17 protein-coding genes are annotated in these 25,105 nt (G+C 60.5%); 12 read left to right on the forward strand and 5 right to left on the reverse strand.

The annotated features are described in order from the left end of the window. Nucleotides 1-152 precede the first annotated feature (152 nt). From LGH74_RS16545 to LGH74_RS16585, 9 genes are all read left to right on the forward strand, one after another. Nucleotides 153-3,365 (forward strand): efflux RND transporter permease subunit, encoded by a 3,213-nt coding sequence (locus tag LGH74_RS16545; protein ID WP_226177349.1) that lies wholly within the window; start codon nt 153-155, stop codon nt 3,363-3,365. Nucleotides 3,366-3,503: 138 nt separating this feature from the next. Further along, a complete protein-coding gene (locus LGH74_RS16550) occupies nt 3,504-4,106 on the forward strand; it encodes a nitroreductase family protein (protein ID WP_226177350.1) in 603 nt (200 codons plus the stop codon). A 355-nt stretch (nt 4,107-4,461) separates the two neighbouring features. Then, complete coding sequence (locus LGH74_RS16555; RefSeq protein ID WP_226177351.1) at nt 4,462-5,100, forward strand: hypothetical protein; 639 nt, start codon at nt 4,462-4,464, stop codon at nt 5,098-5,100. Nucleotides 5,101-5,613: 513 nt separating this feature from the next. Further along, on the forward strand, nt 5,614-6,954 hold the full coding sequence (locus LGH74_RS16560; RefSeq protein WP_226177352.1) for an SWIM zinc finger family protein: 1,341 nt from the start codon (nt 5,614-5,616) through the stop codon (nt 6,952-6,954). Between the two features lie 70 nt (nt 6,955-7,024). Then, on the forward strand, nt 7,025-10,099 hold the full coding sequence (locus LGH74_RS16565; RefSeq protein WP_226177353.1) for a DUF6493 family protein: 3,075 nt from the start codon (nt 7,025-7,027) through the stop codon (nt 10,097-10,099). Between the two features lie 54 nt (nt 10,100-10,153). Further along, a complete protein-coding gene (locus LGH74_RS16570) occupies nt 10,154-11,074 on the forward strand; it encodes an alpha/beta hydrolase (RefSeq protein WP_226177355.1) in 921 nt (306 codons plus the stop codon). 196 nt (nt 11,075-11,270) lie between these two features. After that, a complete protein-coding gene (locus LGH74_RS16575; protein ID WP_226177357.1) occupies nt 11,271-11,810 on the forward strand; it encodes a YMGG-like glycine zipper-containing protein in 540 nt (179 codons plus the stop codon). Between the two features lie 86 nt (nt 11,811-11,896). Next, nucleotides 11,897-12,364, forward strand: a complete 468-nt coding sequence (locus LGH74_RS16580; protein WP_226177358.1) for a YybH family protein — start codon at nt 11,897-11,899, stop codon at nt 12,362-12,364. Nucleotides 12,365-12,581: 217 nt separating this feature from the next. Continuing rightward, nucleotides 12,582-13,130 carry a hypothetical protein gene (locus LGH74_RS16585; RefSeq protein WP_226177359.1) on the forward strand — a complete coding sequence of 183 codons (549 nt, stop codon included), beginning with the start codon at nt 12,582-12,584 and terminating at the stop codon, nt 13,128-13,130. A gap of 108 nt (nt 13,131-13,238) precedes the next feature. On the opposite strand, the gene LGH74_RS16590 is transcribed toward LGH74_RS16585, so the two are convergent. Further along, nucleotides 13,239-13,649: a DUF779 domain-containing protein gene (locus LGH74_RS16590; protein ID WP_226177360.1), complete on the reverse strand. Its 411-nt coding sequence runs from the start codon at nt 13,647-13,649 to the stop codon at nt 13,239-13,241. Nucleotides 13,650-13,829: 180 nt separating this feature from the next. Further along, complete coding sequence (locus LGH74_RS16595; RefSeq protein ID WP_226177361.1) at nt 13,830-15,359, reverse strand: aldehyde dehydrogenase family protein; 1,530 nt, start codon at nt 15,357-15,359, stop codon at nt 13,830-13,832. A gap of 135 nt (nt 15,360-15,494) precedes the next feature. Here LGH74_RS16595 and LGH74_RS16600 point away from each other — a divergent pair, with 135 nt between their 5' ends. Together LGH74_RS16600 and LGH74_RS16605 are read left to right on the forward strand one after the other, a co-directional pair. Further along, nucleotides 15,495-16,418, forward strand: a complete 924-nt coding sequence (locus LGH74_RS16600; protein WP_226177362.1) for a helix-turn-helix transcriptional regulator — start codon at nt 15,495-15,497, stop codon at nt 16,416-16,418. A gap of 76 nt (nt 16,419-16,494) precedes the next feature. Then, complete coding sequence (locus tag LGH74_RS16605) at nt 16,495-18,984, forward strand: M1 family metallopeptidase (RefSeq protein ID WP_226177363.1); 2,490 nt, start codon at nt 16,495-16,497, stop codon at nt 18,982-18,984. 68 nt (nt 18,985-19,052) lie between these two features. On the opposite strand, the gene LGH74_RS16610 is transcribed toward LGH74_RS16605, so the two are convergent. Continuing rightward, nucleotides 19,053-19,577 (reverse strand): GreA/GreB family elongation factor, encoded by a 525-nt coding sequence (locus LGH74_RS16610; RefSeq protein ID WP_226177364.1) that lies wholly within the window; start codon nt 19,575-19,577, stop codon nt 19,053-19,055. 153 nt (nt 19,578-19,730) lie between these two features. After that, entirely contained in the window at nt 19,731-22,727 is a 2,997-nt protein-coding gene (locus LGH74_RS16615) for a glycosyltransferase family 117 protein (RefSeq protein WP_226177366.1), read from the reverse strand. Between the two features lie 153 nt (nt 22,728-22,880). On the opposite strand from LGH74_RS16615, the gene LGH74_RS16620 reads away from it, so the two are divergent. Continuing rightward, nucleotides 22,881-24,113: an MFS transporter gene (locus tag LGH74_RS16620; protein ID WP_226177368.1), complete on the forward strand. Its 1,233-nt coding sequence runs from the start codon at nt 22,881-22,883 to the stop codon at nt 24,111-24,113. 53 nt (nt 24,114-24,166) lie between these two features. Here LGH74_RS16620 and rfbD read toward each other — a convergent pair whose 3' ends face one another. After that, nucleotides 24,167-25,042, reverse strand: a complete 876-nt coding sequence (rfbD, locus tag LGH74_RS16625; RefSeq protein ID WP_226177370.1) for a dTDP-4-dehydrorhamnose reductase — start codon at nt 25,040-25,042, stop codon at nt 24,167-24,169. Between the last annotated feature and the right edge of the window lie 63 nt (nt 25,043-25,105).

The raw sequence follows: 25,105 nt of genomic DNA on the forward strand, positions 1-25,105 counted from the left end.
GAGACAATAGCCATTGTCCTCACAGATTCTTTTTTCTCTGAGGACAATGGCCATCGGGGCCTTCCCTGCCATGTCAATCAACCCGGGCCGACAACCAACGGCTTGTTTTCCAGGAATTAGGCTGCCCCCTTGGCAGCCATTAGCTATCCACAATGATTGCAGAAACCTTTATTCGGCGCCCCGTCACGGCCATCGTCACCTCCCTGGTGATAGTGCTGGTGGGGGTGCTGGCCATCCTGAACCTGCCCGTGGGGCAGTATCCGGAAATTACGCCGCCCACGGTGTCGGTGAGTGGCACTTACACTGGCGCCGACGCCCAGACCGTGGAGCAGACCGTGGCCACGCCCGTGGAAGTGCAGGTGAACGGCACCCCGGGCATGACTTACCTGCAAAGCAACAGCACCAGCAACGGGCAGATGAGCATGACGGTGAACTTCGAAGTGGGTACCGACATCAATATTGCCGCCCTCGACGTGCAGAACCGCGTGGGCATTGCCCAGCCCACGCTGCCGCAGGAAGTGCAGCGCCTGGGCCTGGTGGTGCGCAAGCGGAACCCCAGCATTCTGATGCTGGTAGCGCTGTATGCGCCCAAAGGCAGCCACAACACCACGTTTCTCGACAACTATGCCAACGTGTTTATCAAGGACGCGCTGCTGCGCACCAAGGGCGTGGGCGACATCGTGAGCCGGGCCGACGACTTCTCGATGCGCGTGTGGCTCAACCCCGACAAGCTCAGCCAGCTCGGCGTAACGGCCCAGGAGGTAACGGCCGCCATTCAGGAGCAGAATGCCCAGATTGCGGCCGGCTCCATTGGCGCGCCGCCTGCCCAGACCGGACAGACGTTTGAGTACATCGTGTTTGTGAAAGGCCGCCTGACGACCACCGAGGAGTTCGGCAACATCATCATCAAAACCCGGCCCGACGACGGCTCGGTGGTGTACCTCAAAGACGTGGCTCGCGTGGAGCTGGGCAAATTCAACTACGCCTCCAACTCCTTCGTGGACGGCAAGCGGGCCGCCTACCTGCTCGTGTACCAGGCGCCCGGGGCTAACGCCCTGGAGACGTTTGAGAACGTGAACAACACGATGGCCCAGCTCAAAAAGCAGTTTCCCGTGGACCTCGACTACGTGGTGCCCTTCGAGGCCGCCACGGTGGTGAAAGTATCCATCGAGGAAGTGCTGCACACGCTGGTAGAGGCCCTGCTGCTGGTAATCGTGGTGGTGTACCTGTTTTTGCAAAGCTGGCGCTCTACGCTTATTCCAGTGCTGGCCATTCCGGTATCCATTGTGGGTACCTTCCTGTTCTTTATTCCGCTGGGCTTCACCATCAACACGCTCACCATGTTCGGCTTCGTGCTGGCCATCGGTATCGTGGTCGATGATGCCATTGTGGTGGTGGAAGCCGTGGAGCACAACATGAACGAGCGGGGCCTCTCGCCGCTGGAAGCCACACTGGCAGCTATGCGCGAGATTTCCGCGCCCGTTATTGCCATTGCCCTCATTCTGGCGGCCGTGTTTGTGCCCGTGGGCTTTATTCCCGGCATCACGGGCCGGCTTTACCAGCAGTTTGCCATTACCATTGCCATTTCGGTCTTGATTTCGGCCTTTGTGGCCCTCTCGCTCACCCCGGCGCTGTGCGTGCTGCTGCTCAAGCCCCACAAGCGCGACGAGAATTCGACCGGCATCGACAAGTTCTTCTACAAGTTCAACACCTGGTTTGACAAGGTAACCGGCAAGTACGGCAACGGCGTGCAGCGCGGCATCAAGCACTCCCGCTTCGTGGTCGTGATTTTGCTCTGCATCGTGGCCGGCACGGGGCTGCTGTTCAAGAACAAGGCTTCGGGCTTTATCCCCACTGAAGACGAAGGCCGCCTCATCGTAACCTTCAACCTGCCCGAAGCCTCGTCGACGGAGCGCACCGTAAGCACGCTCCACGAAATTATGAAGGAGCTGGGTCAGGTGAAGGGCATTCGGCACTACGCCGGCCTGGGTGGCCTGAACGCGGTAAACTTCTCGTCCAAGTCGAACAGCGGTACCGTATTCTGCCAGCTGCAGCCCTGGGAGGAGCGCAAAAGCAAGGAAGAGCAGCTCCAGGGCCTCATTGCCACCGTAACCCAGCGCCTGAGTCGCCTGAAGGAAGCCAACATCGTGGTCATTTCGCCGCCCGCCATTCCGGGTCTGGGCAACACCGGCGGCTTCTCGTTTGTGCTCCAGGAGCGCGAGGCCGGCGGCGACATCCGCAACTTCGACGCCCAGCTCCAGAGCTTCCTGGGGGCACTGCGCAAGCGACCCGAAATTGCGGCACCCTTCTCGTTTTTCACCGCCAACACGCCCGGCTATCAGCTCACCATCGACCGGGAGAAAGCCAAGAAGCTCGGCGTGTCCATCTCCGACATCGGTACGGCGCTGCGCACCTATCTGGGCTCGGCCTACGTGAACGACTTCACCGTGTACGGCCGCAACTTCCGCGTTGTGACCCAGGCCGACAGCATGTACCGCGGCGACATTAGCAACCTGGGCCAGTACTACGTGCGCAACTCCTCGGGCGGCATGGTGCCACTCAGCACGCTCACCAGTTACAAGCGCACCGAGTCGGCCCCGCTCATTTCGCACTACAACCTGTTCCGCTCGGCCGAAATCAACGGCAATGCCGCCCCCGGCTACTCCTCCGGCGACGCCATCAATGCCCTGAAGGAAACCGCCGCCCAGAGCTTGCCCCAGGGCTACGGCTACGAATTCTCGGGCCTGAGCCGCGAGGAGCAGCTGGCCGGCGGCCAGACGGTGTACATCTTCGCCTTGTCCATCGTGTTCGTGTTCCTGTTTCTGGCCGCGCTGTATGAGAGCTGGTCGGTGCCTTTTTCGGTGCTGCTCTCGGTGCCGGTGGGCGCGTTCGGGGCTATTCTGGCCCTCACGTTTCTGCCCAAGCTTACCAACAACGTCTACGCCCAGATCGGCTTGATTACGCTCATCGGTTTGTCGGCCAAAAACGCCATTCTGATCATCGAATTCGCCAAGGAGCGGGTTGATAAAGGCATGCCGCTGGTAGACGCTACCCTGGAAGCCGTGCGCCTGCGCCTGCGGCCCATCGTAATGACCTCGCTGGCCTTTATTCTGGGCGTATTGCCGCTGGTATTTGCCTCCGGCGCCGGCGCCCAGAGCCGGCAAACCATCGGCTGGACGGTGCTGGGCGGCATGCTCTCGGCCACGCTGCTGGCTATCTTCATCGTGCCGGTGCTTTATGTGCTCATCACCCGCTTTGCCTACGGCAAGGAAAAGCTGGCTGAGCTGGAAGCCAACTACCAGCCCGACGAGGAGCACGGTGGCCCCGCCGGCGAAGGTGAGCTTCCGGCTCCCAGCCCAGCGTAATTAAGGAACGTCATGTCGAGCAGCGCGAGACATCTCGCGTGCATTGGTAGTCATCAATAGCATTGCAACGTCAGTACGCGAGATGTCTCGCGCTGCTCGACATGATGGTCTTTCCTCTTCCCTGAATAGTACTTCCTGATGCCCGACACTCCCAAAACTGCCTTACCCACTCCCACCCAGTTCGACGCCCTCATCCGCGCCCGGCGCAGCATCCAGCCCATCCAGTTTGAGCCCGGCCGCGTGGTGCCCGACGAAATAGTGCAGCAGCTGCTGGAAAACGCCAACTGGGCCCCCACCCACAAGCGTACCGAACCCTGGCGCTTCGTGGTCTTTAGGGGCGCGGGCCTGGGCAAGCTGGCCGAGTTTCAATCCAACCTCTACCGGCAGCAGGCCGGGGAGTTTGTGGACGAGAAGAAGGCCCAGAAGTTGGCTACCAATCCGCTGCTGGCTTCCCACGTCATTGCCATCGGCATGAAGCGCCACCACGTGCTGCCCGAAATCGAGGAAGTAGAAGCCGTGGCCTGCGCCGTGCAAAACCTGCACCTCTCGGCCGTAGCCCACGGCCTGGGCGGCTACTGGGGCTCGGGCGGCATTACCTACCTGGAAGAAGCCAAGCCCTTCTTCGGCCTGGGCCCGGAGGATAAGCTGCTCGGCTTTTTCTACCTGGGCTACGTGCAGCAGCAGCCCGGCCGCAACCTGCGCAAGCCTATCGAGGAGAAAGTAACCTGGGTGATGGAGTAAGTCCCGGCAATACAATAAAAAAAAAGCCCGCTGCGTGCAGCGGGCTTTTTCGTGCGGTCAGTGGCCGGTGTTTACTGCACCATAAGGCGGGCCGTGTGCTGGCCGGCACGCACCAGATACAGCCCGGCGCGCATTTCCTGCCAATCCAGCTGTTTGGTACCGGCCGCTGGGCCACAAACCGGGTAAGCACAATCGGCACAGTCGGGGCCGGGCCTGTTGCACCGCCGCGCATTTCTGCTCATCTTTCAAGCACTTACCGCTATCCTATCCGCCTGGCCCGGGCCCCCTTATACACCGCGCTTACCCCCGCTCCGGTCACTCGTCTTATTCTCTTATTTCTTCCTTTTTCCCCGTTATGTACGACGAACGGTACGACAACCATTTCCGGCGCCTCACTGCCTCGCGCGACACGCTGGCCGCCTTTGCCGACTTTACCCTCGACCAGTACCGCCAGGGCCTAAGCGGACGCACCACCGGTGGCGGGCAGCGCCAGAGCGGCACCCAAACCGAGGACCAGGCCTTCGAGAGCCTCAAAAAACTGGTGCAGGCCACCGACCGGAAGCTGCTGCAGCCCCGCTTCTACGACCACCCCGCCGAGAAGGCCCTGTTTTACCCCGATAAGCTGGGCGGCCTTACCCAGGCACCCAAGACCAAGCGCCTCACCCGCTTCACGGCCTACGTGCAGCAGCTCGAAGACCACCCCGACGCGGGCCTGCAAGCCGCCGGAGCCCAGGTGAAAGCCCTGCTCGTGGCCTATACCGCCGCCACGGCCATCAAAAACCAGGGGAGCAAGGCCGTGAAGGACACCGTTTCGGCCCTCGGCTCCGATGCGCTGGCCCTGGCCGATGCGCTGTGGGACGTACACTGCGCCGCCCTCTACGTGCACCGCCGGGACCCCGCCAAAGCCCCCACGTACTTTGCCTACAATCTGTTGCCCAACCCTAACCCGGCCCGGCAACGGGCCAAAAGGGCCGCCGCTGTTGTTGCCGGATAGCAACGAGCCTATTGCCACCAGTGGCAATTACCTACGAGCCTCATCGGACAGCCTTGCCACCGGTGGCAAAAGCCTGCGAGGCTCGTTTGATAGAGTTGCCACCGGTGGCAATGGCCTGCAAGGCTCCTTGGATAGCCTTGCCACCAGTGGCAATGGCTTGCGAGGGTCATAGCAGAGCTTTGCCACCAGTGGCAGTAAGCAACTACAATACTACGGTCCACTGCGCGGTGTGTTGAATGCCCAATTGTGCGGGTGGCGCGCACGTCTTACGAAGTGGAACTTTGCGAGACTCTACTATAAAGCCCCGCTGGCATCAGGCCGGCGGGGCTTTGTTGCGCATTGGCGAAGTATGTTCTTACGGGCGGTTACCTTACCCGGCTTTCCGGCTAAGCCGGTTGCCTTTACTAATACAAATAGCAGAATCGATAGCCATTCAACCCAACTTTTTGCTAAAAAAGTTAGTATATATCAACAAAAGATGCGTACTTAGAACCCGAATCCAACGCCTTTGCCATGTCTGACTTTGCGTATGCCTATGCCCGCCCCTCCGCCCTGGAAGCCCGTCCGGAGGGTAACGCCCTGCTGCTGTCCGCGTTTGCGGAAGAGCAAACCACTACCGACTCGTCCTGCTTTTTCTGGGGCCGCCTGCGCGACTCGTGGCTGGCAGCCCGGGGGCTAAGCACCTTAGCAAAGGTGGTGGCCTCGCGCTTCGTGCCCCAGAGTGCCGCCCTGCGCGACCCGATCGTGACGGCCGGGGCCGGGCAGCTGCGCTTCGAGGCCTTCTCGTCGTGCAACGGCGTGTATGCCCGCCTCGATTTGAACTCGGAGGCCCTCGACGGCGAGTTTCTGAGCAGCGGCACCACCAACGTGGACTTCAACGAGCCGATGGTGAATGCCCTGGCCCGCATTGCCCGCACCGAGCCGGTTATCCTGTCGGTGGGCGAAAAGGAAGTGACGCTGGAGCGGGCCGCCGGCAAGGTGACGGAGCGCAAAGTGGCCCTGCCCGAACGCTGGATCAAGGGGCTGACCAGCGTGCAGGCCTACCTGGCCCTGATGGAGGAAAAGCTGCGCCTCACCCGCGTGCAGGCCGTGCAATTGGTGCAGAGCTTGCCGGCCGGTACCGCCAAAGCCGACTATTTCCTGGTGCTGCGCGGCCCGCGGCCCAGCTTTGCGCCGGTGGGCAGCCCGGGCGCGGTGCGGGTGGGCGGCGTGCACCGGCTACGGCTGCTGGAAGGCCTGCTGCCACTGTGCGAGGCCGTGCGCGTGTTTGCCACGCCCGACGGGCAGGCCTCGGCTTTCGTGCTGGAGCTGGGCGGCGGGCAGCGGTTTCTGCTGGCGCTGTCGGCCGATGTATGGCGGGGCTTTTCGGGGGAAGGCAACCAGCTCGACACGCTGATGGAAGAGCTGCCGGCCGAGTGGGTAGCCGGGGCCAACCGGCTGTTTCAGGGCAACGAGGTGTTTAACCCCAGCCTGTTTGCTCTCGAAAACAGCCTAGCCCCCGATACCGTGGACCGGCTCTGCGCCAGCCTCTCGGCCATGGGCCTGCTGGGTTTCGATTTGGCCGACAACCAGCACTTCTACCGCCGCCTACCCTTCAAATTGGGCCGCATCCTGAGTTTGAACCCGCGTCTGAAGAACGCCCGGGCCCTGCTTGAAGCCGCCGACGACGTGCAGCTGGTGGGCGTGGGCGCGGCCGGGTGCACCGAGGCCCGGGTGCGAGGCACCGGCGTGTGGCACACCGTGCTAGTGGGCGGCCCCGAGAAGCCGCGCTGCACCTGCCCGTGGTTTAGCGGACACCAGGGTCAGCGCGGGCCCTGCAAGCACATCCTGGCCGCCCAGATGCGCTTTGCTTAGCCCCGGCCGGGCTGCCTTGCGGCTCTATTTCTATTGCTTACTTAGTTGATTGGTACCTGACTTACTGCTTATGTCCGCCGTTGAAACCTTCGAGCGTATCATCCGCCACCAAAGCTCTAAAGAGCTGGTTCCCTTCCTGCTGGAGTTGCCCAAAGCCGACGTGATACCCGTGCGCCACCACACCGTGAAGCTCAAAAAGGAGCTGGAGGCCGTGGTGCAGCTCAAGGCCAACACCTGGGGCAGCCGCATTACCCAGCCGCAGAGCATGATGCTGTTTTTGAGCGGCCTGCGCACCTTTTCCCGCAAGGAAGCCTTGAACAATAACTTCATGGGCTGGTGGGCCGACCTGACCAAGGAGCCATACTTCTGGCAGATCCTGGAGCATACCCGCCCCGACTGGACCCTCGACTGGCTGCAACGGTGGTCGAGCGGCAACCAGTGGTATCGGCCCAGCTACCGGCTGCTGCGCCAGCTCGAAGACCGGCAGCTGATTCCCTACGACGCCAAGCTGTTCAGCGCCTCGGTGCCCGGCGTGCTGTCTGATATCTGCCAGCCGCTGTGTGAGGTAGAGCCCGTGCCGGCCCAGGCGGGCAAGGTAGTAGCCCGGGAGCTGAGCCTCGACCCGGTACTGCTCACCCGGGACTTTCCGCTGGTCTTCGACTTCGATTCGAGCATCGACTTCCAAAATGGCAGCGTGCAGCTCACGATGGACAAGAAGCGGTGGAAATCGAAGGAGCCCCTTAACTGGCAGACTTGGGAAAAGATGCACCCGCGCCAGCTCATTACCTGGCTCGACATCATCGGGGACTTGGCTGAGACGGGCCACCTCGACCGGGCCGACCTGCTCACGCGCAGCCTGCTGGCCTTGCGCCGCGACTTCCGCCGCCCGCTGCTGACGTGGTTTAAGAACGTGTTTCTGACCCTGAAGCCCACGGCGGCCGAGCGGCTGGCGCGGCAGAGCGAGCTGGTGGAGCTGCTGGCTCACCCGCTGCCACTGGTCGTCAACTTCGCCCTCGACCAACTCAAAGACCTCTGGGCCCACTCCGACTTCACGCCCGCGCCCCTGCTGCTCTACGCCGAGGGCCTGATGACGCGCCAGGACCTCAAAACCGCCTTACGAGCCCTACTCGGCGCCTTCGACAAGCTCCTGAAGCGCGAACCGACCCTGGCCCCGACCCTGGCCCGGCTGGCATCGTCGGGCCTGGCCAACGCCGATGCCGGCGTGCAGGAGCGAGCTGCCAAGCTGCTGGCCGGCATCCTGGGCGCGAAGAAGCCCGTGCTGACCAGTGACGAAGCTACCGAAGTGACAGACACCATCGGCCTCTATGCCGACCTGTTAACGGCCGCCGCCCGCACCACGCTCACGCCCTTCCTGGCCGTGGCCCCGGCCGCCGAGTTCGGAGAAGGAGGCACGGCTTCGGCTTATGCGCCGCTGAATGGGTTTGCGCCCGATATTTCTCGGGCTACGGCCATCGAGCCGGTGCAGGACTGGCACGAGCTGCTATTTCTGACCGGGCAAGTGGTGCAGCACTACGAGCCGGCCGCCGTGGAGCGGTGGCTGGATGGGCTGCTGCGCCTGCACGGACAGTTTCCGGCGGGCTACGCCCAACAGTTGCGCCCCTACGTGCAGCAGGCTTTGCCCTGGGAGCTAAAAGGCAAAACCGAGGCCGAAGTTACCGACATCCTGTTCCGTTACAGCTTCGACAACAGCCGCAACGGTCAGCAACAAATGCTGCTGGCGCTGCTGATGAGCTGGGTGCTGGGCTTTGCGCAAGCCAAGTTGCCGGAGGTGGTGCTGGTGAGCAAGCACTACAACAGCCCCGACCCGCTGCTGCACTTGGAAAAGCAGCGCCTGACGGTGGTGGAAGCCCGGCTCCGGGAGGCTGCTTCACCCCTACCGCTGCTGAGCACGCCTAGCCATGCCCCGCACTGGGTGGCCCCCTCGGTACTGCTAGGCAAGCTGCTGACCTACGAAGCCGCCGGCCACACCCCCGACCCCGCCGACCTGGCTCTGGCCCTGGCCCGTACGGCCTGGCAGGCCGAAAACGACGCGGCTACGGCCCGCCAGCTACTGCCCCAGGTTCAGCACCCGGAGCTGAGCAAGCTCCTGAGCTGGTTGCTGGCCCCCGCCGACGCCGTGCTGCCTTTAACTGTGCCGGCCGTGGCGGGTAAGTCACTGGTACAAGTGGTGGCCAAAACCATTACTCGGCTTAGCCCCTTCCGGCAGCCCGCCGCCGTTGGGCCGCTCACCGAGGCCTGGCCCTGGCTCTGGGCGGTGGCCGCCCGCACCCGCCAGCCTAACGGAACTGTCGCCGAGTTGCGCGTCCTGGCCGATTATCCGGGCCTGGCCGAGCCGTGGAGCCCCGGGTGGCAGTTTGAGCAGAAGTCGAACACCTACGAGCAAAGCTGGAACAAGGAAAAGCCGGTGGTGACCTACACCTGGCAGGAGCTGTGCGTGGTGCCCGAACACCCGGGCCAGACGCCGCCCTCCCCACTGCTGCTGTACTCCCTGCACGCCCGCCTGCCCCAGAACAAACGGTCGTATCTGTGGTCGTTGCTACCCGATCTGTCGTTTCTGCTCACGCTGCTGCCCAACAACCCTGCTCCCCTGCACTGGCACCTGGTGCGCAGCGCCTTCAATACCGACAACAGTGGCTCCGAAAGCCGCGACGCCATGCAGAAGTTTCTGCACCCGCTATTGGCTCCCGGGCCCCGGTTCGACGAGAGTACCACGTTGCTGTTTGCCCTGGGCCTGGTTCACTACGCGCCCATGTGCCGGGCGCTGGCCCTGGAAGTGCTGCTGTCGTCCATCGATACTGCTCGGTTGGAACCCGCGGCCCTGGGCGACGCGCTGGGCCAACTGCTGGCCGCCGAGTATGCGCCTGTGCAGCGCCTCACCGATGTTCTGGCTCAGGCCCGCGCCATTAGTCCCACTACCGATGATGCCTTGCGCCAGCTGCTCGATGCGCTACTGCCCGGGCTGCCCGCCGTGCCGCTGCGCAACACCCGCAAGCTCATTGAGGCCTACGCCGATTTGCAAGGCCGCACCCGCCAGCCCGTGCCGGCGGCCGTACAGCAGCAGCTGCGCCAGTGGAGCAGCTCGGCCACGCTGAAAAAGGCGGCGGCAAGCTTGGTAAGCGCGTAAGAAAGCCCGCAACATGTCGTATTTTCCGCTCTCATTTATTTCCCGCGTCAGCACATGAAAGCGCTTCTTGTCACCGCCCTGCTCGGCATTCTTGGCCACACCATGTCTGCTCAAACAATGGTGTCGCTCTACAGCGGTACTATTCCCAACTCCATTGCCACCGATATGCAGGAAACCAGCATCACGCTGGCCAACGGGGGCGTGCGGGTATCGAATGTGGTGCAGCCCACGCTGCAGGTATTTCGGCCGGCCAAGGAAAAGGCCAACGGTACGGCCGTCGTTATCTGCCCCGGCGGCGGCTACGTGCGGCTTTCTATCGATAGTGAGGGCTCCGACGTGGCCAAGCGCCTGACCGAAATGGGCGTAACGGCCTTCGTGCTCAAGTACCGCCTACCCAACGACCAGAGTCAGCCCGACAAAACCACCGCCCCGCTCCAAGATGCCCAACAGGCACTACGCCTCGTGCGCCAGAAGGCTGCCGACTACGGCATCAACCCTAACCGGGTGGGCCTGATGGGCTTTTCGGCGGGCGGCCACCTGGCCTCCACGGCCGGCACGCACTTCGCCACGCCCGTCGGCGACGGCGCGAAGGACAACACCTCCGTGCGTCCCGACTTCCTGGTGCTGCTCTATCCCGTCATCAGCTTCACCGACAGTCTGGCCCACGGCGGCTCGCGCGAGCGGCTGCTGGGTGCCACGCCCACGGCCGCCCAGATCCGGCTGTACTCCAACGAGCAGCAGGTGACGGCCCAAACACCGCCCACGTTTCTGGTACACGCCGCCGACGATAAAACGGTGAAAGTGCAGAACAGCATCCGCTTCTACGAGGCCTGCCTGCGGGCCGGCGTACCCACGGAAATGCACCTTTACCCCAAAGGCGGCCACGGCTTTGGCCTGAATAACAAGACCACGAAAGACAACTGGACCGACCGGCTGCAGAACTGGCTCGATGCCAACGGCTGGCTGGTGAAATAATGCCCGTAACGGCTGCTAGGCAGCTTAAACTCCTCAAATTGGCCGCTGCAATCATTGTACAAAATCCCGGTAATTAGCATCTTGTCCGGATACCACTGAGCCAACCTTAGCGCTCCGGCCGCCGTACTGGCACGGTGCTTGCAAAACTCCTCTTCACAACTGAAGAAGTGTTTCTGAAACCTTAAAGTACTTAGTCATGAAAAAGGTCAGTTTGATTCTCGCCCTGGTAATGATGCTCACCGCAGTGTATAGCAACATGGCCCAGGCTCAAAATGGAAAGTGGAGCCCTCAGGCTAAAGGTGCCGTAATTGGTGGCCTTGGCGGTGCCGCCGCCGGTGCCATCATTCATAAGCGTAACCGCGCCGTGGGTGGCGTGGTAGGTGGTGTAGCTGGTGCCGGCGTGGGTTATGCCATCGGCAAGCGCACCGACAACAAGCGCAAGGAAGCCGCCCGCGTGGCTGCCATTGAGCGCGCCAACGCCAACCGCGCCGCCGAAGCTCGTGCCGAGCGGGCTGCCCTGGCCCGTCGCGTAGATGCCGCCGAAAAGAAAGCCGCTCTGGCTCAGCAACAGCAACAGCAGCAGTACCCGGTAATGGCTAACGGCTTTGCTGCCAACACGCCCATGATGCTAACGGCCGCTAACGGCCCTGTAGCCGCCGGCTACCTGCCCAACGAGTCGTATGGCGACCGTAACAAAGCCTATTCGACTTCCGAAGTTCGTCGTAAGAGCTGGTAACTCCGGACTTTGCTTAGTTTCGCCGACTCCAGCCCAGTGCCGGAGTCGGCGAAATTGTTTCCATCCCCCACCAAAACCCTCCGTTTATGAAGTCCCTTCTTTGGATGATGCCCCTGACTGTAGTCCTGGCCTCTTCCTGCACCAAAACGGCCGAAACGCCTGCCACGACCGTTACCGCGCAAACGCTCAACCAGCAGTTCATCAGCGCCTGGAACAGTAAAAACGCCATTCAGCTCGATACGCTCTTCGCCGACGACGTACATTTCCTGCAGGGCGAAACCCACTTCCAGGGCAAATCGGAAGTATCAAACCGCTGGGTGCGCGAAACGATGGGCACTATTTCCAACCTGCGCCTCAACGTAGCCTCCTCCGGCACCGATGCCCAGACGGCCTACGAAGGCGGCACCTACCAGGTCGACGTCATCCCAACCACGCCGGGCACCCCGATGGGCGTGGGCGAAGGCAACTTCATCCTACTCTGGAAAAAGAACCCCAAAGGCGCCTGGAAACTCAGCTACGCCCAGTTGGAAGGCCTGCCGGTGCGGGTGCGGTAGCGTTTATACCGAAGTCTTAGCCAGCATGAAAAAGCTGATTCATCTCGTAGATGGATCAGCTTTTTTGATGCCATTTGCAGTCGGTTTTCTGTCGTTACGGTTTAGTTAAGGTTGCTATTCAAGGCAAATAAGACACTGGAATAGTGGCGGATAGGAATTCAGGAATGCGTAGCCTAACTTTATATACTTTCTTATTCCTGCTCCTATTCACCGTCTTATGCGAAATCTATTCACCGGATTATTACTGTTGGGCACCATTGGGTTGATGGAATGTTCTGACAAAACAAAAGAGGCACCAAAGCCTCCTGACCCAGCGGCAGCAGCAAATTATGCAGAAATAGATGGCAAGCCCTTCGAGGGAGATTCAACCAGGATAAATGCGGTTTTGCTTTTATATAAACCCGGCCACGTTAACACCGACCAGAAAACTGACTATCTGATCATCAACATACCTAGCCAGCCGAAGGGTCAGTCTATAGAGTTAGCTAGCTATGACTTTAAGATGAAGCCTGGTAAGATTGTCCACCCTGTTAATACTCCTGATACGTTTTTTGATTATACCGGCATTAGTTACGGCAGTTTTGGCACACAACCAGCTGGCTTCCGCACCATTTATTGTAACTCCAACGACTGGACCATTGATATTACCGAGTTTGATCAAGTCAGGAAGCGAGTGAAAGGCACCTTTTCGGGCACGTTGTGCAGTGGCACCAAGACGCTAAGTATTACCAAAGGCCGCTTCAACCTCCCTTATCAGGTACGTTAATATAATAAACTATTGACAGCCTTCAACAGAAAAGGCCCTGACTGTATGGTCAGGGCCTTTTCTGTTGAAGGCTGCATCAATTTTCTGCTTATCAGCTTAGCGCAGTGCTTATTCCTGGTCGACCCGCTCCAGGTACTCTTCCCCATCATAGACGGGGGCCATGTTCTGCTCTTCTTCCTCGGTAAACAGCCGGGAGCGAATCAGAAACCGGACGCCCAGCGGAATTTCCAGCGAAAAGCTCGCGCCCCGGCCCTTCACTACGTCTACCGTGAGCTGGGTGTGTTTCCAGTACTCAAATTGTGAGGCACTCATGAAAAAGTCGCAGCCGTGAATCTGGCCCAGCCATACGTCGCTGCCGCCGATGCGGAACTCGCCTTTGGCAAAGCACATGGGCGAGGACCCGTCGCAGCAGCCACCGCTCTGGTGAAACATCAGCGAGCCGTGCTCGTCGCGCAGCAGGTCAATGGTAGCTTCGGCGGCGGGCGTTACGAGCACGCGCGGGGTCAGAGAGTTGGCCATAATATTTTGTCGTTGCGAGGCACGAAGCAATCCGTCCTCTGAAATGTAGAAAGCTTACTTTACCCAAAAAGCCCTTTCCCGTTGAAACGAGAAAGGGTTTTCTGGATAAAGGACGTTGGTCGCTGCGCAGAGGACAAATTGTTTCGCTCCGCTCGCAATGACACGCTTCTTTATCAGCTACTAAAAGAAGCCCAGTTTCTGCTGGCTGTAGCTGATGAGCATATTCTTGGTCTGGCGGTAGTGGGCCAGCATCATCTTGTGGTTTTCGCGGCCGAAACCCGAGGCTTTGTAGCCGCCGAAGGGCGCGCCGGCGGGGTAATCGTGGTAGCAGTTGACCCACACACGGCCGGCCTGAATGGCGCGGGGCATCTGGTAGAGCTCGTGCGCATCGCGGCTCCAGAGGCCAGCGCCGAGGCCGTAGAGCGTGTCGTTGGCCAGCTCAATGGCCTCGTCATTGTCCTTAAACGTTGTCACGGACAGCACCGGGCCGAAGATTTCCTCCTGGAAAATCCGCATTTTGTTGTGGCCCCGGAAGATGGTGGGCTGAATGTAGTAGCCTTCGGCCAACTCGTCGTGCTCGTGGCTGGTGTGGGCTTCGCCGCCCGTCAGCACCTCGGCACCCTCGGCCTTACCGATTTCCAGGTAGCTCAGGATTTTCTCGTACTGGTCGTTGCTGGCCTGGGCGCCCATCATGGTGCTAGGGTCGAGGGGGTGGCCGAGCTTAATGGCTTTCACCCGCTCAATGAGGCGGGGCATAAACTGGTCGTAGATGTCCTCGTGGATGAGCAGGCGCGACGGGCAGGTGCAGATTTCGCCCTGGTTGAGAGCAAACATGGCCGCGCCTTCCAGGCACTTATCCAGAAAGTCGTCGTCGGCATCCATCACCGATTTGCAGAAAATGTTGGGCGACTTACCGCCTAGCTCCATGGTCACGGGAATGATGTTTTCGGCGGCGTACTGCAGAATGAGGCGGCCGGTGGTGGTTTCGCCGGTGAAGGACACTTTCTGCACGCGCTTGTTGGAGGCTAGCGGCTTGCCGGCTTCCAGCCCAAAGCCGTTCACCACGTTTACCACGCCAGCCGGAATGACGTCCTGAATCAGCTCCATCAGCACCATAATGCTGGCCGGTGTTTGCTCGGCGGGCTTCATCACCACGCAGCAGCCGGCGGCCAGGGCCGGGGCCAGCTTCCAGGTGGCCATCAGCAGCGGGAAGTTCCAGGGAATAATCTGGCCCACCACGCCCAGCGGCTCCTGAATCACGAGCGACAATGTGGTTTCGTTCAGTTCGGTGGCTGAGCCTTCTTCGGCCCGGATGACGCCGGCGAAGTAGCGGAAATGGTCGATGCACAGGGGCAGGTCGGCGGCCATGGTTTCACGGATGGCCTTGCCGTTTTCCACGGTTTCGGCGGCGGCCAGGTGCTCCAGGTTGGCCTCCATAATGTCGGCAATCTTGAGTAGCACGTTGCTACGCGTAGTGGCCGAGGCCTTGCTCCAACTCTTGAATGCTTCGTGGGCTGCATCCAGCGCCAGCTCGATATCTTCTTTGGTGCTACGCGCCACCTTGCAAAACGCCTTACCGTCGATGGGCGACGGGTTGTCGAAGTATTGGCCTTTCACCGGGGCAACCCATTTACCACCAATGAAGTTGTCGTAGTGCGATTTGAACTGGGGGCGGGCAACGAGAGTGGTGGGTTTTTCTAACGTTTCCATGAGGTGCGTGTTAAGGAGTGATTACTTACTCACAAGGTAGTTTCAGAAATTGCCGGAAAAGATGTAGTATTCTCTCAACAAGCTCGGATATAATCGCAAGTTTGATTCGGTGTCTTCGCCTCCCATTTCGCTGCCATGATGAACCCCAGAATGCTGCCGGCCCTGCACACGCTGAACGACCTCACCACACTGGTAGAGAACCGCACTGTGTACTCGCTCGATGCCTTCGAGCTCAACATCTTCGAGACGCACCAAATGGCCCGCCGCGTGCCCCTGAGCATGGGCAGCCTGGTGCTGACTACCATGCTGCGGGGCAAAAAAGTGATGCACCTGAGCGGGCAGCCCGCCTTCGACTACCTGCCCGGTGAGTCGGTGATTGTGGGCGAAGAGCAGCGGATGGAAATTGACTTTCCCGAAGCCACCCTCGACAATCCCACGCAGTGCCTGGCCGTGGCCATTCCCTCCGATACTATTCGCCACACCGTAGACCTGCTGAACGAGCGGTTCCCGTTGGCCGAGGAGCACACGCCCTGGCACCTCGACGCCCACAACAACGCCCACCTGACCAACACGCCTGAGCTGACCGGCACCCTGGAGCGGCTGGTGCATTTGTCGCAGGAAACGCACGCGGCCAAGGATGTGCTGGCCGGCTTCACGCTGCAGGAGTTGCTGATTCGGCTAATGCAGACCAATGCCCGCCAGCTGATTTTCCACAACTACGCCCAGCACCTCACTTCCCACCGCTTCGCCCAAGTGGTGCAGTATATCAAGCGCCACTTCACCGAGCAGATTACCGTGGACAAGCTCAGCGAATTGGCCTGCATGAGCAAGGCCACGTTTTTCCGGCTCTTCAAGCGCGAGTTTGGCCTGACGCCGGTCGAGTATATTATCCAGGAGCGGCTAGCCGAGGCCAAGCGCCTGCTCCGCAACCCCATTACCAGCGTCGCCGACGTCTGTTTCCGGGCTGGCTTCAACAACACGGCCTACTTCCAGACCATCTTTAAGAAATACGAGGGTATCACGCCGGGCCTGTATAAAAAGCAGTGCGCCTTGGGCTAAATACTGGGAGATGCAGCCTTTACGGGCGGAAAGGTTACTTTCGCGCAAAACCATTCCTCTCCCTTTCCTGCATCCTGTGAAAACAATTCTTACCCTGAGCCTTGGCTTGCTGGCTACCTCCGCCAGCTGGGCCCAGCAAGCCCCCACCCTGACGCCGGTGACCGAGCCTCAGCTCCCCTACCGTGCCACCGATACCAAAATCAACGCGCTGGTGCACACCAAGCTGGCCGTGGGCTTCGACTACGCCAAGCGCCACCTCAATGGCAAAGCCTGGCTCACGCTCAAGCCCTACGCTTACGCTACCGACTCGCTTCGCCTTGACGCCAAAGGCTTTGACATCAAGACGGTAGCCCTGGTCGACGGCACTACTCAGCAGCCGCTCAAGTATGAGTACGCCGACCAGAACAACCTGCGGATTCAGCTGGGCAAGATGATGCCGGCGGGCACGCCCTACACAGTTTATATCGAGTACACGGCCAAGCCCGACGAGCTGAAAGTGAAAGGCAGCGCGGCCATTACCGACGCCAAAGGCCTGTATTTCATCAACCCCGACAGTGCCGTGAAGGGCAAACCGGTGCAGATCTGGACCCAGGGCGAAACGGAAGCTTCCTCGGCCTGGTTTCCGACCATCGACCGGCCCAACCAGAAGGCGACCTCCGAAATCAGCATGACGGTGCCCAGCAAGTATGTGACGCTGAGCAACGGCAAGCTGGTGAGCCAGACGCCCGCCGGCGCGGGGCTGCGCACCGATACCTGGAAAATGGAATTGCCCCACGCGCCCTACCTGTTCATGATGGCTGTGGGCGACTTCAAGGTATACGAAGACAAGTGGCGTGACAAGCCCGTAACGTACTATCTGGAACCCAAGTACGCACCCTTTGCCAAACAGATTTTCGGCGACACGCCCGAAATGATGGAGTTTTTCTCTAAGAAGCTCGGCGTAGATTACCCCTGGAACAAGTACGCCCAGATTGTGGCCCGCGACTACGTGAGCGGAGCCATGGAAAACACCACGGCCACGCTGCACGGCGAGTTTCTGCAAATGAATGAGCGGGAGCTACTCGACCGTGAGTATGCCAACAACCAGTCGGTTATTGCCCACGAGCTGTTTCACCAGTGGTTTGGCGACTACGTAACGGCCGAAAGCTGGAGCAACCTGACCGTAAACGAGTCGATGGCCGACATGAGCGAGGCCCTGTGGGCCGAGTACAAGTACGGCCCCGACGCCGCCGACGCCCACCGTGCCCAGTACATCCGCGCCTACCTCAACAACCCCAATAACTACAGCAAAGACCTCGTGCGCTTCCACTATGGCGACAAGGAGGAAATGTTCGACGGCGTGACCTACCAAAAAGGCGGCGCCATTCAGGACATGCTACGCGCTTACCTCGGCGACGACGTGTACTTTGCCGGCCTGAACCAGTATCTGAAGCAGAATGCCCTCGGCAACGGTGAAGCCCACCAACTGCGGCTGGCCATGGAAGCTGCCTCGGGCCGCGACCTGAACTGGTTTTATAACCAGTGGTACTACAACGCCGGCCACCCCGAAGTAAGCATTGACTACAGCTGGGACGCGGCTAAAAAAATGCAGAGCGTGACCATCAAGCAAACCCAGGAAGGCTCCGTGTTTCAGCTGCCCCTGGCCGTGGATGTGTACGTGAATGGCAAAGCCGAGCGCCACATGGTGATGATGCGGCAGGCCACCGAAACCTTCCAGTTTGCGACCAGCGCCAAGCCTGAGCTGGTCAACGTGGACGCTACCAAGCGCACGGTATGGATGAAAAAGGATAATAAGCCGCTGGCTGAATACGCGTACCAGTACAGCCACGCGCCGCTGTACATGGACCGGCGCGAGGCTATTCTGGCCGCCAAAGAAAAGCAGGACGAGGCAGCCGCCTGCACCTTGCTCGTGCGGGCACTGTCGGATAAGTTTTACAACCTGCGCTCGGTCGCTACTCAGGCCCTGGACATGGAAAAAGCGGCGGTAGCCAAAGCCACCGCGCCGACTCTGCGCAAGCTGGCCGCCAACGACCCACAGAACTCGGTGCGCGTCAATGCGCTGACGGCGTTGGCCAAGCTCAAGGACAAGAAGGATGAAAAGCTGTTTACCAAGCAGTTGCAGAGCCAGTCGTACCAGGTAAGCGGCGCGGCCCTACGCGGCTTGGTGGCCGTAGCCCCGGCCAAAGCCCTAGCCCAGGCTAAAACCTTGGAAACCACCGAAAACCAAGCTACACTGAGTGCCGTCATCGACGTGTATGCAGCCCAGGGAACCGATGCCCAGTGGAATTTCGTGCGCGACAAGTTCGATGCCGTGCCGCTGCAGGGCCGCTTCGAGCTGCTCGAAGGCTTGGCCAATATGCTCGTCCGCCTTGACGATGCCACCAACTTCGCCCAGGGTGTAGACCGGGTGAAGGCGCTGGCCATTCAGTATAAGCCTCAGGGTGCGGCCGAACCGCTGATTGGCATGCTGCAAAGCGTGAAGCAGCGTAAAACCAGCGGCCCCATCGTGCAACAGGCCCAGCAAATCATCGATAAGGCCGTGCAGGATATCGAGCAGGCTAAGTAGCCGTCGACATAAGGCAAACAAAAGCCCTTCACCAAGTAGTGAAGGGCTTTTTTATGATACTCCCGCAGCTATAATCCGTCGTAGGAAACAGCGGCAACTTCCACCACTTCCTCTTTCGGCCCGAGCCGAAGCGTGACGGTTTTGCCCAGTTTGGCCCCGATGACAGCCCGGGCAATGGGGGCCACAAACGCCACTTTACCCGCCGCCACGGAAGCCTCATCGACGCCCACGATGGTAAATTTTCGCTCGAAGCCTACTTTTCCACCGCTTATTGTACGCAACGTAATAGTGGCGCCGAAACGCACTTCCTGCGGGGGCTGGGTGCGCGGATCTACTACTTTGGCGCTGGCAATGCGGCTGGTCAGGTCGCTGATGCGGCCGTTGTAGAGCGAGAGGTGGCGGGTACGGTCGGCGTCGTTGTCACGGTTGGCTTCAGCCCGCGCCCGTTCGGCTTCCAGCGTAGTCAATTCCTGGCGCAGCAGCTCCAGGCCGCGGGGCGTCACGTAGTTGGGCGTGCCGGCCGGCAGCGCGGCCCGCGGCGGAATAATGGTGGGCTCCTGGACGTCGTCCTCTTTGGTGAATGCGCGGCTCATACTGCTTCTAACGAAGCCACCGAAAACGGGTTTTGCAATGCGCCGGCCCGATGTAGAGACGCATAGTTGCGTCTCGTCGTTGAACGACAATCGTTTAAATAAACAGCAACACCGTCCGCAACGATTGAGACGCAACTATGCGTCTCTACACGCTTATGACCTCGGATAATACTGCTCGGCCAGAGCGGTGATGCGGGCGGCGCGGGCCTGGTCGTTGGTGTCGGCGGCGGCCTGGTAGAGGTGTTGGAGGGTGAGCATATTTATTCCTATTTCGCGCTCAAACAGGCCGGGCTCGTGGCGGCTGTAGTAGGCCAACGACTGTTGAGTACGGTTGGTAAGCAGGTCGAAGAGCTGGTGGGCACGCCGGGTTTCGCCCAACTGGGTGAGTGGGGCAATGAGGTCGGCGTTGTTGTAGTCGAAGGGAATCGTGTCGTCGGGAATTACGCGCAGGCACCGGTCGATGACGGCTTTGGCCTTGGCCGTTTCCCCATCTTGCAGGTAGGCCTGCGAGAGGCGCACAAACTGCTCCCTGTAGAGCGCCATTGTGCGGCGGTTCAGCTCATCGTAGTACACACCCGGCCGGTTGAGGTTGCGGTAGGAAAACTTGCGCATGAGCGAGTCGTCGAGCAGCTTTTTGGCCACCGTGCCCACTTCCCGGGGCTGCGAATCGGGGTTTTGGGCGGGCAGAATGCGGTAGGAAAGTCCTTCCAGCTGCAGATAGTTATCCAGGCCGGCGTAGTCCTGCTGCGGAATACTGGCCGACAGATACACCGGCCGCTGCCAGTTGTTGCTGGCCAGCAGGTCGAGAATGACCAGCGTGTTTTTTTCCAGGGCCTCCTTGCTGGCCTGCCAGTTCATGCGCGGCACCAGTTGCTTGCGACGCTCTTTAGGAATAATGCCCAGGCGCTGCACGGCGGCCGTGTCCACGTCGAGGTAGAAGTTGGTGGTCGGGTACGAGAGCAGCGCCTTGCCCGACTGCGTCTGGACCTGCAGCAACGGGCTGTTCTGGCGCACAAGCTGCATAAACTCCTTTACGTTCAGGGAAGTCACAGCCGGATTGGGCACGTAGGGCAGGTAGTCGTTGGTGCCCTGCGAGTAGTCTTTGTGCGCCAACGACATCGGCCACGGCGCCGAGGAATTAGCCGGCTGCTTCATCTGGTCCACGTACCAGTCGGTATTCAGGTAGGAAAGTACGGCCACGCGCACGTCGGGGCGCAGGTTTTCCACATTCTGAGCGTACCACAGGGGAAAAGTATCGTTGTCGGCGTAGGTAATCAGGATGGCGTTGGGCGCCACGCCATTAAGCATGTTGCGGGCCCAGTCGAGGGCGCTGTAACGGTTGGCGCGGTTGTGGTCGTCCCAGCCCTGGGTGGCCATCAGGGCCGGCACAGCCAGCGCCAGCAGCGCCACGGCCGCCACCCGCAGCCGCTCCTGCCGCAGCAGACTGCGCACCAGCTCGTTGAGAGCCAGCACGCCCAGCCCGATCCAGATGGCAAAAGCGTAGAACGAACCGGCAAAAGTGTAGTCCCGCTCGCGGGGCTCGGTGGGCGGCTGGTTGAGGTAGAGCACAATGGCCACGCCCGTGAGTAGAAACAACAGCCCTACCACCAGTGCATTGTGCTTGTCGCGCTTCACCTGGAAAAACAGCCCCAGCACGCCGAGCAGCAGCGGCAAAGCGTAGAAATTATTGCGGGCCTTGTTGTTGGCCAGCTCTACGGGCAATCCGCTTTTACCGGCCGTGGGCCATAATACGCCGGCATGTTGCACGTCACTTTCGCGGCCCACGAAGTTCCAGAGGAAATAGCGCCAGTACATATGGCCCAGCTGGTATTTGACCAGGAAAGCCAGGTTTTGTACCATCGTGGGCTTCTGGTCGGGTGCGGCCCCCACCCAGTTGCCGTAGGCGCGCACGTCTTCGGGCTTGGGACTGTAGAGACGGGGCAGCAGCGTTTTATCGGTGGCGGCGTAGGTGGTTTCCAGGCGGCGCTCGGCTATGAGGTAGGTGTCGTGGCCGGCGGCATCGTGGCTGCGCTCGTAACGGGGGGCGCCTTCGTACTGGTCGGTGGGCTGGGCATTGAACTGCGGCCCGTAGAGCAGGGGCCGCTGCCCGTACTGCTCCCGCTTGAGGTAGCTCACAAAGGAAAGAACATCCTCAGGGTTATTCTCGTCCAGAGCGGGGTTGAAGCCCGAGCGAATCGGCACGATGAGGTAGGACGAGTAGCCGATGAGCACGAATACCAGACTCAGCAGCGCCGTGTGCAGCACGCGCCGCTGCCGGCGCACGGCGTAGCGAAACCCGGCTACCAGCAAGCCCACTAGCAGCGCCAGAAACAGCACCACTCCGCTGTTGAAGGGCAAGCCCACGGAATTCACGAAGAACACCTCGAAGTCGCCGGCCAGGGAAGGCAGCCCCGGAATGACGCCCAGCAAAATGAGCAGCACCAGCGCCCCGCTGAGGCCAAGCGTGAACAAGCCGCCGCGGGTAGTAGGCCGGGCGGTTTTGCGGAAATAATACAGGAAGCCCAGCGCAGGCAGCGCCAGTAGGTTGAGCAAGTGGACGCCGATGCTAAGGCCGATAACATAGGCAATCAGAATCAGCCACTTGTCGGAATCAGCTTCGTCGGCGCGGTTTTCCCACTTCAGCATCAGCCACACTACGGCCGCCGTACACAAGGCCGACATAGCGTATACCTCGGCTTCCACGGCATTAAACCAGAATGAGTCGGAGAAGGCAAAGGCCAGGGAGCCAATAAGGCCGGCGCTCAGAATCTGGGCCGTTTGGGCGGCGGTGGGCAAGGTGGCGCGTTCAACAGATGCTCCCGGCCGGTGCAATACCAGCTTGCGGGCCAGCAGCGTAATGGTCCAGAACAGCAGCAGCACCGTCAGAGCACTGCTCAGGGCCGATACGGCGTTCATGAACAACGTGGCGCGGGCTCCGTCGCCAGCCAGGATAGAAGCTAGCCGGCCCAGCAGCAGAAACGTGGGCGCGCCGGGCGGGTGCGGCACCAGCAGCTTATTGGCACTGGCCAGAAACTCGCCACAGTCCCAGAAGCTGACGGTGGGCTCCAGCGTGAGCAGGTAAGTAGCCAGGGCCACCGCAAAAACCAGCACTCCGGCCGCATTATTGGCCTTTTCGTAACTCTTAAACATAGCTGTCGGTTTAGGAATACAACTCCGGACCAGAGCCCCCGCAAAGCGGCCCCGGCCCAGACAGATGCCCCACACCGCGCAAGCGTTGCCTAAGCCCCAAATTTTACCGTAAGCCCGGCCTCCGTTCCAGTAGCCGGCCGCTTCTACTTTGCCATGATTTCTTCTTCGCCCGATACGCCCACACTTGCGCCGGTCCACCCGCAAACCACTCCCCTTACGCCCGCGCTGGTATGGCTGATGGCCATTGCCTGCGGCTTGGTGGTGGCCAACATTTATTACAACCAGCCGCTGCTGGCCGATATTGGCCGCACGTTTCAGCTCTCCGACAGCCGCGCCAGCCTAGTGGCCACCCTCACGCAGGTGGGCTACACGCTGGGCTTGTTTTTCGTGGTGCCATTGGGCGATAAGCTGGAGCGCAAGCGCCTGATTCTGTTGCTGCTGCTTTGCTCGGCCGGGGCTATGGCGGCGGCGGCCCTGGCGCCCTCGTTTGCCCTGCTCATTGCGGCCAGCCTGCTTATCGGCATCTTTTCGGCGGTGCCGCAGTTGCTGGTGCCCATGGCCGCCCACCTGGCCTCCGATGCCGACCGGGGCCGCGTGGTGGGCAAAATCATGAGCGGCTTGCTGATCGGCATTCTGCTTTCCCGCACCCTGAGCGGCTACCTCGGGGCCCACGGCAGCTGGCGGCTGGTGTTTGGCCTGGGTAGCGGCGCAATGGTTGTGCTGGCGCTGATAATGGCCCTGAAACTGCCCAAAGACCAGCCCGATTTCGGCGGCACCTACGGCAGCCTGATGAAGTCGTTGGGCACGCTCACCCGTACGCTGCCCACGCTGCGCAAGTCGGCGCTGACGGGCGCGTTCCTGTTTGCCTCGTTCAGCGTGTTCTGGACCACGCTGGTATTTTTCCTGGAAGGCAGCCCCTACTTCTACAAGAGCGACGTGGCCGGCTTTTTCGGCCTGATTGGGGCGTTGGGCGCATTGGCGGCGCCGCTGGCCGGTAAGTCGGCCGATACGCGGGGGCCGGCCTACGCCATCAACATCGGCATTCTGATGGCGCTGGCGGCGTATCTGGTGCTGGGCTTCGGCGGCTACCACCTGGCCGGGCTGGTGGTGGGCGTTATCGTACTCGACATTGGCGTGCAGGCTACGCACATTTCCAATCAGTCGCGCATCTTCTCCCTGGTACCCGAAGCCCGCAGCCGCCTGAACACCATTTATATGACGGCCTATTTCATCGGTGGCTCCCTGGGCTCGTTGGCGGGCGGCACGGCCTGGGCGCACTACCAGTGGCCGGGCGTGTGCGCCGTGGGGCTGCTGTTTGTGAGCATGGCGTATCTGTTCAACCGTTTTTATGGTAATGCGCCGCAGGCTGAACAAGCAAACAGCTAGTAAACAAGCTCTGTAAGCCGGTCTACTAGCTGTTTAAAACAGTTTAAATCCTTCTAAGCTGCTGGCTGCTCCTGAGCCGACAGCCGGCTAATGCACACTTTCAGACTTTCGCGCCAGTGCGGAATGGCCACGCCCAGCTGGGTTTTGGCTTTGGTTTTGTCCATCACCGAATAGGGCGGACGCGTGGCTTTGGTGGGGTATTCGGCCGTGCGAATAGGAATGGTGCGGACCGCAATATTGCTCAGTTCAAAAATGGCCACGGCAAAGTCGTACCACGACGTGACGCCTTCGTTGCTGTAGTGGTAGAGGCCATACTGCTGGTTGCCAGTTTCGATAATCGAGAGAATGCAGCCGGCCAGGTCGATGGCGTAAGTGGGTGTGCCGAGCTGGTCCCAGATGACGCGCAGCTCGTCCCGGTCGTGGCCCAGCTTGCGCATCGTTTTCACGAAGTTGCCGGCGTATTCGGAGTAGAGCCAGCTGGTGCGCAGAATGAAATACTGGTTGGTGTATTCCGCAATTACCTGTTCGCCTTCCAGCTTGGTGAGGCCATAAACGCTGATAGGCGCAGTTTCGTCGGTTTCGACCAGAGGCTGGTTGCTGGTGCCGGCAAACACGAAGTCAGTCGAAATCTGGATGAGGGTGGTACCGTACTCGGCACAAATCCGGCTCAGATTTACCACGCCGTCCCGGTTGACCTTACGGGCCAGCTCCACCTCGTCCTCGGCCTTGTCGACGGCCGTGTAGGCGGCGCAGTTGATGCAGTAGGCTGGGCGGTAGTGGGCGAAAAGCTCCTGGAGCCCGGCAGGATTAAGAATATTGGCTTGCTCTTCGGGTAGGAACACCATTTCCGGTGTATTTCTTTCCCGGGCCACATGCGCCAAGCATTGCCCTAATTGCCCGGAAGCGCCAAAAACAAGTATGCTACCCATGTACTACACCGCTTAATTGATACGACTTTCTGCTGCTGCCCACCTATACGCTAGCGGGCAGCA

Origin of the sequence: Hymenobacter lucidus (genome assembly GCF_020447265.1) — a bacterium.
GTDB lineage: Bacteria > Bacteroidota > Bacteroidia > Cytophagales > Hymenobacteraceae > Hymenobacter > Hymenobacter lucidus.